General features: G+C 69.3%; 9 protein-coding genes. 4 read left to right on the plus strand and 5 right to left on the minus strand.

What is annotated here, in order from left to right:
- Positions 1–2 precede the first annotated feature (2 nt).
- The 4 genes from NRB20_RS29935 to NRB20_RS29950 all read right to left on the minus strand — a co-directional run bounded on the left by NRB20_RS29935 (position 3) and on the right by NRB20_RS29950 (position 3,949).
- The gene (locus NRB20_RS29935; RefSeq protein ID WP_153414769.1) at positions 3–1,121 is read right to left on the minus strand and encodes a sulfate/molybdate ABC transporter ATP-binding protein; all 1,119 of its coding nucleotides are present in this window, start codon (positions 1,119–1,121) and stop codon (positions 3–5) included.
- Positions 1,122–1,351: 230 nt separating this feature from the next.
- Positions 1,352–2,242, minus strand: a complete 891-nt coding sequence (locus tag NRB20_RS29940) for an ABC transporter permease (RefSeq protein ID WP_153414770.1) — start codon at positions 2,240–2,242, stop codon at positions 1,352–1,354.
- 550 nt (positions 2,243–2,792) lie between these two features.
- Positions 2,793–3,560, minus strand: a complete 768-nt coding sequence (modA, locus tag NRB20_RS29945; protein WP_319945575.1) for a molybdate ABC transporter substrate-binding protein — start codon at positions 3,558–3,560, stop codon at positions 2,793–2,795.
- Positions 3,557–3,949 carry a TOBE domain-containing protein gene (locus NRB20_RS29950; RefSeq protein WP_227834007.1) on the minus strand — a complete coding sequence of 131 codons (393 nt, stop codon included), beginning with the start codon at positions 3,947–3,949 and terminating at the stop codon, positions 3,557–3,559. The genes modA and NRB20_RS29950 overlap by 4 nt, the downstream gene beginning before the upstream one ends.
- Positions 3,950–4,088: 139 nt before the next feature.
- On the opposite strand from NRB20_RS29950, the gene NRB20_RS29955 reads away from it, so the two are divergent.
- On the plus strand, positions 4,089–4,904 hold the full coding sequence (locus NRB20_RS29955) for a hypothetical protein (protein ID WP_153414772.1): 816 nt from the start codon (positions 4,089–4,091) through the stop codon (positions 4,902–4,904).
- A gap of 6 nt (positions 4,905–4,910) precedes the next feature.
- Here the strand turns inward: NRB20_RS29955 and NRB20_RS29960 are convergent, their stop codons facing one another.
- Entirely contained in the window at positions 4,911–6,395 is a 1,485-nt protein-coding gene (locus tag NRB20_RS29960) for a CCA tRNA nucleotidyltransferase (protein ID WP_406603894.1), read from the minus strand.
- A 125-nt stretch (positions 6,396–6,520) separates the two neighbouring features.
- Here NRB20_RS29960 and NRB20_RS29965 point away from each other — a divergent pair, with 125 nt between their 5' ends.
- The 3 genes from NRB20_RS29965 (at position 6,521) to NRB20_RS29975 (ending at position 14,889) form a co-directional block, all read left to right on the plus strand.
- Positions 6,521–7,057: an NUDIX hydrolase gene (locus NRB20_RS29965; protein WP_319945576.1), complete on the plus strand. Its 537-nt coding sequence runs from the start codon at positions 6,521–6,523 to the stop codon at positions 7,055–7,057.
- 22 nt (positions 7,058–7,079) lie between these two features.
- Entirely contained in the window at positions 7,080–9,626 is a 2,547-nt protein-coding gene (locus tag NRB20_RS29970) for a DUF6049 family protein (protein ID WP_153414774.1), read from the plus strand.
- Positions 9,627–10,791: 1,165 nt separating this feature from the next.
- Positions 10,792–14,889, plus strand: coding sequence for a lipid II flippase MurJ (locus NRB20_RS29975; protein WP_319945577.1), 4,098 nt, complete (start codon positions 10,792–10,794; stop codon positions 14,887–14,889).
- The last annotated feature ends 168 nt before the right edge of the window (positions 14,890–15,057 follow it).

Here is a 15,057-nt window from a genome sequence, read left to right on the forward strand (position 1 = left end):
GCTCAGCACGGATAGACCTGCACCTCAGCGGCTTTCACGGTGAAGTAGGCCCGCTCGCCGGGCGTCAGGGCGAGTTCGGCGACCGCGGCGGGGGTCAGGTCGGCGACCACCCCGGCACCGTCGGCACGGTCCGCGGCGTGTACCCGGATGACGCCGCCGCGGTCGGTGAGTTCGGTGATGGTGACGTGGAAGACGTTGCGGGGGCTGCCTTCCGGATGATTCCGATAGACCGCGACGGCCGCGGGGGAGAAGACGGCGGCGGCGCGGATGCCCGGGGGCAACGGGGATTCGGCGCGCCCCTGGACGAGGTCCGCACCGCAGCGGATCGTGCCCGAATCCGGCTGGGACGCTTCGGAAGTGCCGATCATGAGGTTGACGCCCGCGATCCGGGCGGCGAAGGGGCTGCGGGGGCGGGAAAGTACCTCGGCGACCGGGCCCTGTTCGACGATGCGTCCAGATTCGACGACCACCACGCGATCGGCGAGGGTGAGGGCGTCGACAATGTCGTGGGTGACCAGGAGGGCGCTGGGAGCCGCGGCTGTTTCGCTCTCGCGCAAGGTCTTTCGCAGCAGGACCCGCATCGCGGGGGCGGCGGTGACATCGAGCGCGGCCATCGGTTCGTCCAGCAGGATCACGCGCGGGGCCACTGCCAACGCCCGCGCCAGCGCCACCCGCTGCGCCTGCCCGCCGGACAACTCACCCGGCCGCCGACCGGCGAATTCGATCGCGTCCACGGCCCGCAACCACTCATGCGCCACCGCAACCGCCGCGCGCGAACGCATTCCGCGACTGCGCGGCCCGAACGCCACATTCGCCGCCGCCGTCAGATGCGGGAACAGCAGCGCGTGCTGCGCCAGCAGCGACACCTGCCGCCGATGCGCCGGAACCGCCACGCCCGCACCGACATCGGTCAACACCCGGCCATCCAGCCGCACCTGCCCCGCATCCGGCCGCACCAGCCCCGCCACGATTTCCAACAGCGTCGACTTCCCGGCACCATTGGGCCCCAGCACCGCCAGCACCTCCCCGGACCCCACCCGCAACTCGACATCCAGTCCTCGCTGCGCCAGCTGAACCGAAACATCCAGCCCGACAGCATCATTCACGACATCGTCACTCATCGCATATCACCCCCGGTGTCCGGTCACTGTCGCGATCGAACCAGCGGATCCGGCCGCTGCCACACCGACGGTCACCACATTCGAGCCGCGCACGACCTCCAGAATCCGCCCGGAACTGCCGTAATCCCAAGCAGTGCGATCTCTTCCGAATACCGCGCATGCCACGGCAACCGGCCCGTGCCGGCACTCGCGAAGCCGGATCGACGGCACCGGCCCGTCCGGTCGCTCGGTCACCGCTGCTCACCCTCGTCCCCAGTGGCCGCTGAGGCGCGGCCACCCCAGCGCCAGAGACCCGCGGCCCATTCGCGGCCCTCCGGGACACCGACGCGGCGGTAAGCGACCAGGACGATCAGGACGGCCATCACCACCAGCAACAACGAAAGGGCAACGGCGGCACCGGGATCGTTCTCACGCTGGAGGTAGATCTCCAAGGGAAGGGTTCGAGTACGGCCCTGCAAACTGCCCGCGAAGGTGAGTGTCGCGCCGAACTCGCCCAGCGCGCGGGCGAAGGCCAGCACCGAACCGGAGATCAGCGCGGGTCGCAACAGCGGCAACGTGATTCGCCACCACACCGTCGTCGGCGCGGCCCCGAGCGTGGCCGCGATCCGCTCGTAACGCTCACCCGAGGTGCGCATCGCCCCCTCCAACGTGATCACCAGGAACGGCAACGCCACGAAGGACTGCGCGAGCACCACAGCCGTTGTGCTGAAAGCGATCTCGACCCCCAGCGCCTCGAGATGCCGCCCCAGCAACCCGTACCGCCCGAACAGATACAGCAGCGACAGACCCCCCACCACCGGCGGTAACACCAAGGGCAGCAACACCATCGCCCGCAACACCGGCAACACCCGCCACCGCACCCGAGCCAACATCACCGCCATCGGCACCCCCAGCACCACACACACCACCGTGCTGGCCAGCGCCGTCTTCAAGCTCAACCACAGCGCGTCCCGGGACGCCTCCGAGGTCACCAACTCCCCGAAATGCGACCACTCCACCGCCCCCGTCAACGCCACCAACGGTCCGATCACGAACGCGAACCCCACCACCGCGGGCACCAACAACCACCGCGGCACCCCGGCCCCCGGCCCCCGCAACACCACCCGCAGACCGCGCGTCATCGGACCGACCGCCGACCGCTCGCGTACACCACCATCCAACGCAGTCGGCCCTTCATTGTTCACCGAGTCACCGCGCACATCGACACCGCCCGCCATCCCGAATCACACACCCCCATGACAGCGGCCCGGGCACATCTGCCACCGCGCGCACCTGTACTCGGCCCACTCCCCGCCGAGCACGCTGGCGAGGCCGGCTCCGCACATCTCGGTCGTAGTGCTCGGACACGTTCCGACCGATGCAAATCCGATCGCGCGCAAACGAATCGACCGGTCTCCGCCACCGCCGCTGTCCTCTGTCCGGACCGCACCCGTCCGGACAGGACTCCTCCTGTTCCCGCGCGTCCGATTGTGTCCGGACCACACGGTTTGCAGTCGGCTCCCCGCTGCCCGTGGCGATACCGACCCGAACACGTCCCGCGCACGGCCCGAACCATACGGACCGGGACACCCATCCCACAGCGTCCGAGCGGCGGGAAGTGTTCGGGGACAGCATCGTTCACCGGTCGATGCGATAGCGCCGCGGCCGTCGAACGATGCTGTCCGCCGACGGTCACGGGGCGCCGAATCCGGCCTTCGCCAGGGCCGCGCGGCCCTCGGGACCAGTGACCAGCTCGTCGAACTGCTTCGCCAGGTCGGCGTGCTTCGAATCGGCAACCGCGGCAATGGGATAGGTGTTGACCGCGCCCGACGACTCCGGGAAGGAGACCGCGGTGACCTTGTCGCCCGCGCCGGACGCGTCGGTCACGTAGACCAGACCGGCGTCGGCGGCACCGGAGGTGACCTTGGCCAGCACGTCGGTCACATCGGACTCCTCGCTGACCGGGTGCAGGGTGACGTGCGAGGCCGACTCCACCTTCTTGGTCGCCGAACCGCACGGCACCTGCGGCGCACAGACCACCACCTTCAGATCCGGTTTGACCAGATCGGTAAGGCTCGCAACATGTTTCGGGTTGCCGGGCGGGGTGACGATGGTCAGCACATTGGTCGCGAAATTCTTCGGCGTCTCGGTGATCCGCTTGGTCTCGACCACCTTCTGCATGTTCGCGGTATCCGCCGAGGCGAACACGTCGGCGGGCGCGCCCTGGTTGAGCTGCGCGGCCAGATCCGAGGAACCGGCGAAGGAGAAACTCACCTTGGTATTCGGATGCTCGGACTCGAACTTCTTGCCCAGATCGGCGAACACCTTGTTCAGCGAGGCCGCGGCGAACACCGTCACCGTCGTCGTCGAACCGCCGGAATCGCTCGAACCACAGGCCGTCAGCGCCGCGCCCAGGGCCGCGGCCGTGAGCAACACCCCCGCGCGCCGCGCGTACCTCACGGCGTTTCGACCACCACCGTGGTCGCCTTCACGCTCGCCACCGCGACGCTGCCGGGCTCGAGCCCCAGCCGCCGCACCGACTCGCTGCTCATCAGGGATATCACCGTGAACGGGCCGCATTGCATCTCCACCTGTGCCATCACCCCGTCGACCACCACATCGGTGACCAATCCGGGAAAGCGGTTGCGGGCCGAACTGGCCCCGCCGAGGGTCACCTGCGGCGGCCGCGCCTGCGCGACCGCCCATGCCGCCAGATCCTTGCCGTCGATGACCAGGCGTCCGGACGCATCCTTGTGCGCGTCCAGCACGCCGGTATCGATCCACCGGCGCACGGTGTCATCGCTGACTCCGAGCAGTTCGGCGGCATCACGAATCCGCAGGTCGGGCATCAGTCGAGAATAGTTCCGCAGATACGGTCGAACAATGGCGAATCCTCCGAAGCTGCGGAATTAATCGCCAGTTAACTCGGGAGGTGTGACATATCAGGAACGCCGGATGTCACCGGTTGCCAGTACGCTCGAAGCAATCATGGCCACCTATTTCGATCCGCGATCCTGGTCGCCGTTGCGGGCCGTCGGCCTCGGCAGGCGGTTGCTGGACCCGGGCTGGTTCGAACAGTGGAGTTCGTTCACCACCGCCTGGCTCGACCCGTTCGCCGACTTCGGCGCGGGCGCGGTCACCGCACTGCTGCCCGACGTGCTGATGACGCTGCTCAGCGAGGGCATCCTGAGCCGATTCGGCGGTCAGGTGATCAGCGCGACCCTGCTCGGCAGCGATATGACCGCCACCCTGGAATCCCTCGAGGCCCGCCGCCGCGGCGCGCACTTCGAAACCCGGGCGGTACTGCGCGGACTGCGCTGGAATCGGCATCCGATCGAGCACATGACCGTCGTCGGCCACGGGATGCGGCTGATTCCGGGGGTGCCGACGAAACTGCGCAGCACCCATCTGGACATCACCGGCACGATCAGCACCGCCGCCCTGATCGGCTGGCTCAACACCTGGCAGTTGGATTGGCGGCTGGGCATCGGCCCCGACGGGCTGATCACCGCCCGGCACCGGCGGCTGCGGATCCGAGCGCTGGTCGACGCCTCGGTGACCAACGATCTGCTCACCGTGCGGGTGCGACAGGCGAGCTGGCTGGGGGTGCGGATTCCGCGGCGGGCGTTCGCCGTGACCCCGATACCGCTGAGCAACCTGCCTAAACAGATTTCGGTGCGCACCGCCGAACGCGAGGGTGAGCTGGTGCGATTCCACGTCGACGTGCCCGAGATCGTCGGCTCGTTCGATCTGGCGCAGATGCGTTCGGCGATCGTCGCGGGGACGACGCTGATCATCTTCTGAGCGCGGCTACTGCCCGCCCGCGCGCCACCATTGCGTCAGCGCCGCCTCGGCCTCCTCGCGCGTCATCGGACCGCGATCCAGCCGCAACTCCTTCAGATACTTCCAGGCCCGCCCGACCTGCGGCCCCGGCTCCAGACCGAGCAGTTCCATGATGGCGTTGCCGTCCAGATCCGGGCGCACCCGCGCCAGATCCTCCTGCTCCTGCAACCGCTCGATGCGCACCTCGAGATCGTCGTAGGTGGCGCGCAGGGCGGCGGCGCGGCGCTTGTTGCGGGTCGTGCAGTCCGCGCGGACCAGTTTGTGCAGGCGGGGCAGGAGTTCGGCGCCGTCGGTGACGTAGCGGCGCACCGCGGAATCGGTCCACTGACCCTTGCCGTAGCCGTGGAAACGCAGGTGCAGGTAGACCAGGCGGGCCACGTCCTCGGTGAACTGCTTCGGATACTTCAAGGCGCGCATACGTTTTCGCACCATCTTCGCGCCGACCACCTCGTGGTGGTGGAAGCTCACGCCGCCGCCGGGCTCGTTGCGTTTGGTCGGCGGTTTGCCGATGTCGTGCAGCAGCGCCGCCCAGCGCAACACCAGATCCGGATCGCCCTGCTCCTGATCGATGGCCTGCCGCAGCACCGTCAGCGAATGCTCGTAGACGTCCTTGTGCTGATGATGCTCATCGATCTCGAGTTTCATCGCGGGCACCTCGGGCAGCACCCGCTCGGCCAGCCCGGTCTCGCACATGATGTCGATGCCCTCGGTCGGGTATTCGCCGCCGATCAGCTTGTCCAGTTCGGTGCGCACCCGTTCGGCGGTGATCCGGCCGATCTCGTCGGCCATCGTCGCGATCGCGACCCGCACCCGGGGGGCGAGTTCGAAACCCAGCTGGGACACGAAACGCGCGCCCCGCAACATCCGCAGCGGGTCGTCGTTGAACGAATCCTCCGGCGCCGCAGGGGTATCGAGCACGCCGGCCAGCAGCGCGGACATGCCGTCGAGCGGATCGGCGAACTCCAGCGCGCCGTCCGCGCCGATCCGCACGGCCATCGCGTTCACGGTGAAATCGCGGCGGATCAGATCGGCCTCGAGGGTGTCGCCGAAGGTCACCTCGGGATTGCGCGAGACACGGTCGTAGCTGTCGCTGCGGAATGTGGTGATCTCCAGCTGCCAACCGGATTTGGACGCGCTGACCGTGCCGAACGCCAAACCGCCGGTGTCCCACAGATTGTCGGCCCAACCCCGGATCAACTGCTGCACGATCTCCGGCCGCGCGTCGGTGGTGAAATCCAGATCGGTGCCCAGCCGACCGAGCACCGCGTCCCGCACACTGCCGCCGACCAGGTACAGCTGATGCCCGTGTGCGGCGAATATCTCACCGAGCGGGGTCAGCACATCGGACACCCGGCCCAGCGTGATCGCCGCCGACGCGAGCAGTCTCGTACGCCGATCCTCCGGCGACAGCGGGACCGGTACGGCTACATCCTCGGACTTCGGCGAAACCACAGCCACGCAGCTTACTGACCGGGCCGCGCCACTCCCACCGGCAGGTGTTCCGGCCGACGGCGAGCTCGCGGGCCGCAAACCCGCCGTAGCGGAGCGGAGGCCGAAGACGCCGTTAGACTGACCGGGTGTCTCCGGCCGATCGCGCGAACAGTCGACGCCGCCAACCCCGGCGCCGCGGTTCGGCCGGTAATGCGGCCATACCGAGGATGCGCACCGTGCGCGAAACCTCCGCGGGCGGGTTGGTCGTGGACGGGCTCGACGGGCCCCGCGAACAACGCTGCGCCGCCCTGATCGGGCGCACCGACCGGCGCGGGCGACTGCTGTGGTCGCTGCCGAAGGGACATATCGAACAGGGCGAGACCGCCGAACAGACCGCGGTACGCGAGGTCGCCGAGGAGACCGGGATCAACGGTGTCGTCGTCGCCGAACTCGGCAGTATCGATTACTGGTTCGTCACCGAGGGCCGCCGGGTACACAAGACGGTGCACCACTATCTGATGCGCTCGGTCGGCGGCGAACTGTCCGACGCCGATATAGAAGTCACCCAGGTTGCCTGGGTTCCGCTCACCGACCTCGATTCCCGGCTGGCGTACGCCGATGAGCGTCGGCTGGCGGAGGTCGCGAACCGCCTGATCGACCGGATGGAGAACGGCAAACAATGACGCATGCGGGTCGGAGGCGTCAATGAGTCAGCTCATCGACGCCTCCCAGGCGCGGGCGCGCACACTGTCTCGAAACCGCTGGGCGGCGCTGGTCGCCGCGCTGGCACTGGCCGTGCTCAACATCGGGCTCAGCGGCCCGGCCACCGCCGAACCGACGGGGATCGGCGACGCCTCCTCGACGCCGAAATTCCTCAAGCTCACCCTCGACTCCGTCACTCCGAACACGGTCACCACCAGCAGCGATGCCGTGGTCACCATCGCCGGGACGGTCACCAATATCGGGGATCGGGTGGTGGACGACATCGAGATCCGCACCCAGCGCACCGGTGCCATCACCGATCCGCGCGGGCTGCGGTCGGCGCTGCGGCTGGATCAGTCCAGCTATACGGTCAACACGCCGTTCGTGGACGTCGCGCGGGAGCTGAATCCCGGGCAGCGCAAACAGTTCACGCTGCGGATGGGGGTGCGCGCCGCGAGCAAGGGCAGCGCGTCGCTCGACATCACCGCACCCGGGGTGTATCCGCTGTTGCTGAACGTCAACGGGACGCCCGCCTACGGTGGTCAGGCCCGCCTCGACGACGCGCGTTTCCTGCTGCCGATCCTCGGCCTGCCGGGCGATTCGGATCCGAAGAGCACACCGCCGGTGTCGGCCCCGACCGAAGCCCCCGTCGCCACCACCATGCTGTGGCCGCTGGCCGACCGCCCGCGCCTGGTCGCCGGCATCCCGGGCTCGGTCAACGGCAAGGCCCTGCTCACCGACGACGAGTTGGCCGGTGAACTGGCCACCGGCGGTCGCCTCGATCAACTGCTCGGCGCGCTGGAATCCGCGGTGCACCCCGACTCGGCCGGGACCGGCGCCAACCTCGCGAACGCGCTGTGCCTGGCCGTGGATCCCGATCTGCTGCTCACCGTGTCGGATATGACCACCGGATATCGCGTGCTGGCCAGCCCGTCGGACCCGGACGGCCCGACCCGCGACGGCACCGGGACCGACGCCGCCAAGGCGTGGTTGAACCGGTTGCGCGCGCTGTCCTCGACGATGTGCACCGTCAGCCTGCCGTTCGCGCAGGTCGACCTGTCCGCGCTGGCCGCGGTGCACGATGCGGCGCTGACCGCCCGTGCCATCACCTCGCCCGCCGATCTGGTCGACCAGATCCTGTCGATCAAATCCGTGCACGGAGTGAGCCTGCCCGAATCCGGCAGTTTCGACGCCGATGCCGCGACGATGCTCGGCCAGCAGGGTTTCACCTCCGCGGTGCTGGCCGACAACGCCGTCGCACCCGCCGGAACCGCCGGGACGTCGAGCAGTTCCGGTTCCTCGGTGCACACCGCGACGCCGGTCTCGGTGAATTCGAGCACTGCGGCCCCCTCGACCGTGCGACTGCCCGGTCCGACGCCGCCCGCGGCCGCCGCGCCCGCGAACGGGACCTCCACCGTCACGGCCGATCCGGGGATGAAGGTGTCCACCTTCGACATCTGGCCCGCCACCGCCCTGGCCGCGGTCGGCTCCAATCCGCCGACGCCCGCGTTCACGCCCGAGAACGTGCGTTACGACGTGTCCAAGGACTCCCGGACCGCCCGCCTCCAGGACGCACTCGGCGCGATGTCGTGGACCGCGCTCAATCCGCAGCCGAACCGCCCGCGGTCCCAGCTGCTCATGCCGCCGCAGCAGTGGAGCGCCAACCGCGACGAGGCGAGCACACTGCTCACCCAGTTGCAGACCCTGGTCCACAGCGGGCTGGCGACACCGCGCTCGTTCCAGGATCTGCTTGCCGCACAAGCCGATTCGCATTCCTACGAGGTGCGGTACTCCTCCGGCGCGACCACCGACGCGGTGCCGAACACCTTCATCGCGCCGGTTCAGCTCCAGGCCGGGCGGATCACCGATCTGATGAAAACCCTGGTCGAGGTGCCGCAGCAGGAGCCGACCCCGCGCACCTTCCTGACCCCGCTGCGGGACGATCTGGTGCGTTCGTTGTCGCTGTCCGACCGGACCAGCACCGGTTCGCAGGCCGACACCGCCGCGCAACGTCGGCTGGATCAGACCACCACGGCCCTGGACGGACTGTTCCGCTCGGTCACCGTGCTGCCCCCGGGCGGGGTGTACACGCTGGCCTCGGAGCAGAGTCCGCTGCTGCTGGTCGCGCGGAACGAACTGCCCGTCGCGGCCCGGATCCGATTCAAGATCGGCGTCCCGTCCGGCACCGACATCACCGATATCGGCGAGCAGACACTGCCCGCGGAGGGCACCCGGTCGTTCCAGATCCCGACGAAGGTCAGCGACAGCCGCAGCCTGACGATCCCGATCTCCCTTACCACACCCGACGGGATCGCGCTCGGCAACGCCACCTCGGTCAAGGTACGGTCCAACGCATACGGTTCAGCGTTGGCGATAATTACCGCATGTGCCGGTGCACTGCTGTTCCTGTTGGCCGGTCGTCGTCTGTGGCGGCGCTTCCGGGGACAGCCCGATCCGGCCGACGAGGGGTTGGACCCGGGGAAACGACGCAGGCTGAACAAATACCTGCGTGCGCGCTCACGGGTCCTGCAGCGACAGGAGACACCATGAGGCACAACAGTGATCGAGCGGACGGCACGACCGCTCGGGGTGTCCCGTCGCGCCTGGATTTCGCCGACGCGTCCGGGCCCGTCCGCCCGACGCCGGGGGTCCGATGAGTGAATACGACGACCCTCGCCGCGCGGATCCGGCCGGAGACGATTCGTCCCGGCGACGCCCGCCCGCCGCGCCGTGGGAGCGGGGGAGCGCACCGGACCAGTTCGGTGAGCCGGGAAATCAGCCGGAGGCCCGGCCGCTGCGGGTGCCGCTGACCGGACCCATTCCGCAGATCTCGCAGTCCGATCCGCGTGGGCCGGAACAGGTTCCGCCGAACGGGCCGCGACGTGTCCCGGCGGATCGGCGGACTCCGGACCAGTCGCCGCCCAGCGGCACCATCCGCCAGTCCCCGCCGAACGGTGCGGACCGTCGTCCCCCGGACGACCGGCAACCCGGTCCGGACCAGCGTCCCCCCAGCGGAACCCTGCGACGCGTCCCCCCGAACGGGACCCCCCAACGCCCGCCCAGCGGAACCATGCGACGGGTGCCGCCAGGGGAGGCCGATCAGCGGCCGCCCGCTGGAACCACGCGCCGGGTGTCTCCGGGCGAGCCCGACCGGATGCCGCCTGAGAACGCGCGCCGGATTCCGCCCGGGTCCTCCGATCAGATGCCACCCGGACCCGACCGCCGCCCGCCCAGCGGAACCACGCGACGGGTGCCGCGGAACGAATCCGAGCAAGCGTCTCCGAACGAGCCCGCGCGACAGCCTCGTCCCGCCGGACCGGATCAACGTCCGCCGAGCGGAACCATGCGACGTGTCCCTCCGGGCAGCGCGGACCAGACACCCTCGGACGAACCGACCCGGCGGACACGTCAGCCCGGTCCGGACCAACGCCCACCCAGCGGCACGATGCGCCGGGTTCCCCCGGACCGCACACCCTCCGACGAGACCACCCGACAGGTCCGTCGCGGCGGCCACGATCAACGCCCGCCGAGCGGGACCATGCGTCGCGTGCCCCCGGGCGGCGCGGACCAGATGCCCCCGGACGATCAAGCCCGGCGGACAGGTTCGCCCGGTCCGGACCGACGCCCGCCGACCGGATCGATGCGGCAGACACCCCCGGACCGACAGTCACCCCCGGACCGCCGGTCCGCCGACCCCGGCCCGCCGAGCGGATCAATGCGCAGGTCACGGGGCGGACCGGTACGCCGGACAGCCCCGGACCAACCTGCCTCCGGTCCGATCGGGCCGGACCAGCAGCCACCGACCGGCGCGGGCCGACGCGTCCCGCCGCGCGGCAGACCACCGGCACCGGACAGCGGTCCGATCCGTCGGTCCGCGCCCGACGGCCCCGAAGGCAGGAGACCGCGGACCGGTCCGGGCGCACAACCCGGACCGCAGGGCCGCCGGACCCCACCGGGCGGACCGCAGACCGGCCGCCGCCCGGCCGCCGACTCGCGGTCCGGACCGCAACGCATCCCCGCACGCACCGAACGGACCGAATCCGGCACGGCCACCGCGACCGCACCGCAGCCCGAAACCAAACCGGCGAGCGCGAATTCACGTCTGCTCAGCGCCACCGGTTCGATGGCGATCGCCACCCTGATCAGTCGCATCACCGGATTCGGTAAGCAGGCGCTGCTGCTGATGGCGCTCGGCCCGGCCGTCGCCAGTGCGTACACCGTCTCCAGCCAGATCCCGACGATGATCGAACAGCTGGTGCTGGGCGCGGTGCTGACCGCCTTCGTTGTCCCGACGCTGATCCGTGCTCAGAAAGAGGATTCCGATCACGGCGAGGCGTTCATCCGGCGGTTGTTCACCACCGCCCTGGTACTGCTGGGCACGGCGGCGGTGGTGTGTACCGCACTGGCTCCGGTGCTGACCAGGTACCTGTTCCTGACCCATGACGGCAAGGTCAGTACCGACCTGACCACGGCGCTGGCCTATCTGCTGATCCCGGCCGTGCTGTTCTACGGCATGTCATCGCTGTTGATGGCGGTGCTCAATACACACGAGATCTTCAAGCCGGGCGTCTGGGCTCCGGTGCTGAACAATCTCACCACGCTGGTCGTGCTCGGCCTGTACATGGTGCTGCCCGGCGAGATCTCACTCGACCCGGTCCGGATGGGCCAGCCGAAACTGCTGCTGCTCGGCTTCGGCATTACCTTCGGTGTCTTCGTCCAGGTCGCGAGCATGGTCCCGGCTATCCGACGCACCGGAATCAATCTGCGGCCGCTGTGGGGTTTGGACGCCCGCCTCCGACAGTTCGGCACCATGGCCAGCGCGGTCGTGCTCTACGTGCTGATCAGTCAGGCCGGATTCGTGTTCGCCACCCGGGTCTCCTCGCACTGGGACGTGGCCGGGCCCGCGATCGTCAACCAGGCGTGGCTGCTGTTGCAGCTGCCCTACGGCGTGCTGGGCGTCACCGTGCTCACCGCGATCATGCCGCGCCTGAGCCGCAACGCCGCCGACGACGACACCCCCGCGGTGGTCGACGACCTCGGCGCCGCGACCCGGCTGACCATGATCGCCCTGGTCCCGGTCGTGCTGTTCCTGACCGTGGCCGGGCCGCAGGTCGGCGAGGTGCTGTACGGCTACGGTCATTTCGGCCACGACAACGCGCACCGCTTGGGCGAGGCGGTCAGCTGGTCGGCCTTCACCCTGATCCCGTACGCGCTGGTGCTGATCCATCTGCGCGTCTTCTACGCGCGCGAACAGGCGTGGACGCCGACCTGGATCATCCTGGGCATCACCGCGGTGAAGATCCTGATCTGCGTGATCGCACCGCTGGTGGTCAGCCCGGACCAGGTCGTGATGGCGCTGAGCATGGCCACCGGACTGGGATTCCTGGCGGGTGCGGTCATCGGTGGCTGGCTGCTGCATCGCAGCCTCGGCGATCTACGCATGTCGAACGTCGGGCGCACGGTGACCCGGGTGGTGCTGGCCTCGGTCGCCGCGGCGGCGGTCACCCTGATCGTCGATCAGCTGCTGGGGCTGTCGCGGCTGCATCACGGTCTGGGTTCGCTGTTCCGGGTCGGGGTCGACGGCATCGTGATGTTCGGTGTCGCGTTCGGGCTGATGCGTCTGGTCGGCATTCCGGAGATCGTCGCGATCACGGTCGCGATCTCCCGCAAGCTGGGCTTCACCCCGCCCGCGCCGGATCTCGATCTCGAGGGCCCGGCGGGCGACGACCACGAGACCACACTGCTGCCGCGGCCCGAAACCGCGCAGCCGTACTACTACCGGTACGACCCCTACACCGATGCACAGACGATGGTCCTACCGGTCATACGACCAGAAGCGGTTGACCGTACCGGCGGGGGTGAGTTCCCGTACCCTGTTCGGCAGAGAAACGCAAATGCCGAACCCGGTGCTCGCGGAGACGAGATTTTCACTTCTTCCGCAGCTCCGGGGCTCGGCCGGGTCGGCGACGAGCCGGGTGCGCCGTCGGCATATGGGACTTCGACACACCAGGGCGAAGGAGGAACGAGGGTGAGCGACGATGCGGCGGGCGGCGTCCCTGCCGCGCAAGCCGATGCCACCGCAGCGAGCGCGGTGCGCACCGAGGACGTCGTGCCCGGCGAGGTTCCCCCGGATGATCCGGGTGACGGGACGGAATTCGCCGAGGCACAGGACCAACCACCACACAATCCGACCTACGACACCGGCATGCTGCCGGTGGCCTCCCCCGAGATGCCGCCGATGCGTGTCGAATCGCCGTCCAAGCGATCGCAGCGCGGTCCGAAGCTGATCCCGGGCGCGTCGGTCGCAGGTGGCCGTTACCGGCTGCTGGCCGACTGCGGCGGTGCCCGCGGTCTGCGATTCTGGCAGGCCCTGGACGTGAAACTGGACCGCGAGGTCGCGCTGACCTTCGTGGACGCCGATCAGAAGTCCGCGGACAACTCCGGGCACGACGGACCGCAGGCCATCCTGTCCCGCACCCTGCGACTGGGCCGGATCAACTCCCCGGGCCTGGCCCGCGTGCTGGACGTGGTGCGCGGCAGTTCCGGCGGCATCGTGGTGGCCGAGTGGACCCCAGGACGGTCACTGCGCGAGATGGCCGAGACCAGGCCCTCGCCGATCGGGGCCGCCCGCGCGGTCCGGGCCCTGGCCGCGGCGGCCGAACTGGCCCATCGCGGCGGCGGTTCGCTGTCCATCGACCATCCGGACCGGGTCCGGATCAGCGCGTCCGGCGATGCGGTGCTGGCCTTCCCCGGCACCCTCGCCGATTCGGACGCGCAGTCCGATGTGCGTGGTCTGGGCGCGATGCTGTACGCCCTGATCACCGCGCGCTGGCCGATCCGCACCGGCGGGGTGAGCGGTACCGCCGCCACCGTGGGCGGGCTGAAACTGGCCGATTTCGGTCCCGACGGCACCCCGGTCGAACCGCGCCAGATCCGCCCGGAGACCCCGTTCGAGATCTCCGCGGTCGCGGTGCGCTCACTGGAGTCGAACAAGGGGGTGCGCACCGCCGCGACGGTGCAGCACGTCCTGGAACAGGCGTCGGTGGTCGATCAGAAGACCGATTTCATCCCGGTGCTGCGGTTGGGTCAGCGGGCCCAGGCGCTACCCGACGAATCCCTGGCCGATCCGGAACTGCTCGCCGCGGAGAAGGAACGCTCGCAGCGGATGATGTGGATCCTGGTCGGGCTGGGTGTGCTGGCGGCGCTGGTGGTCGGCGTGATCATCTGGTGGCTGTTGAGCGTCTTCGCGCCGTCGTCCTCCAACGCCCCGCTGGAAGACCAGCAGAAACTGGGTCTGACCACCGCCGCGGTGGCCCCCGCACCGTCCAACGCCGCCACCTCGGCACCGGCGAGCAGTGTCTCCGCCGGTGCCGGGGTGCCGGTCCCGACGACCGCGGCCACGGTGTTCTCCCCCGAGGGCACCCCCGACGATCCGAGTCACGTCTCGGCGGTACTGGACGGCAATCCGACCACCATGTGGCGCACCGACCAGTACTTCCAGCAGTTCCCCTCCCTGAAGAAGGGCGTGGGCATCCTGACCACCCTGGGCAGCCCGAGCAAGCTGACCAAGGTGATCATCAATTCCCCGAGCGCGGGCACGGTCGTCGAGATCCGCACCTCGCCGACCGCCTCGCCCACGCTCGACCAGACCCAGTTGATCGGCCAGGTCACCCTCGGCAACGGCGTGACCAACATTCCCGTGCACAGCGATCAGCCGGTCGGCTACGTGCTGATCTGGATCACCTCGCTGGCGCACACCGGCAACCAGTACCAGTCGCAGATCGCCGATATCCGCTACGAAGCGGCCCGCTGATCGTTCTGGTTGCCTGCCCTTCGAACCTGCCGATATGATTCGCAGCGCGCTCTCGGCAGGGGAGCTTCCCGGGATCTGACCACGCGGCCCCGGACGAGCGGGTATGGGCAGTTGTCCGAAACTGGGCATCGTGCCGTCGAGAGCGCTGTGCCAAGGGGTATGTGTTGC

This window comes from Nocardia macrotermitis, from assembly GCF_009604405.1.
In the GTDB taxonomy this organism is placed as follows: Bacteria; Actinomycetota; Actinomycetes; order Mycobacteriales; family Mycobacteriaceae; genus Nocardia; species Nocardia macrotermitis.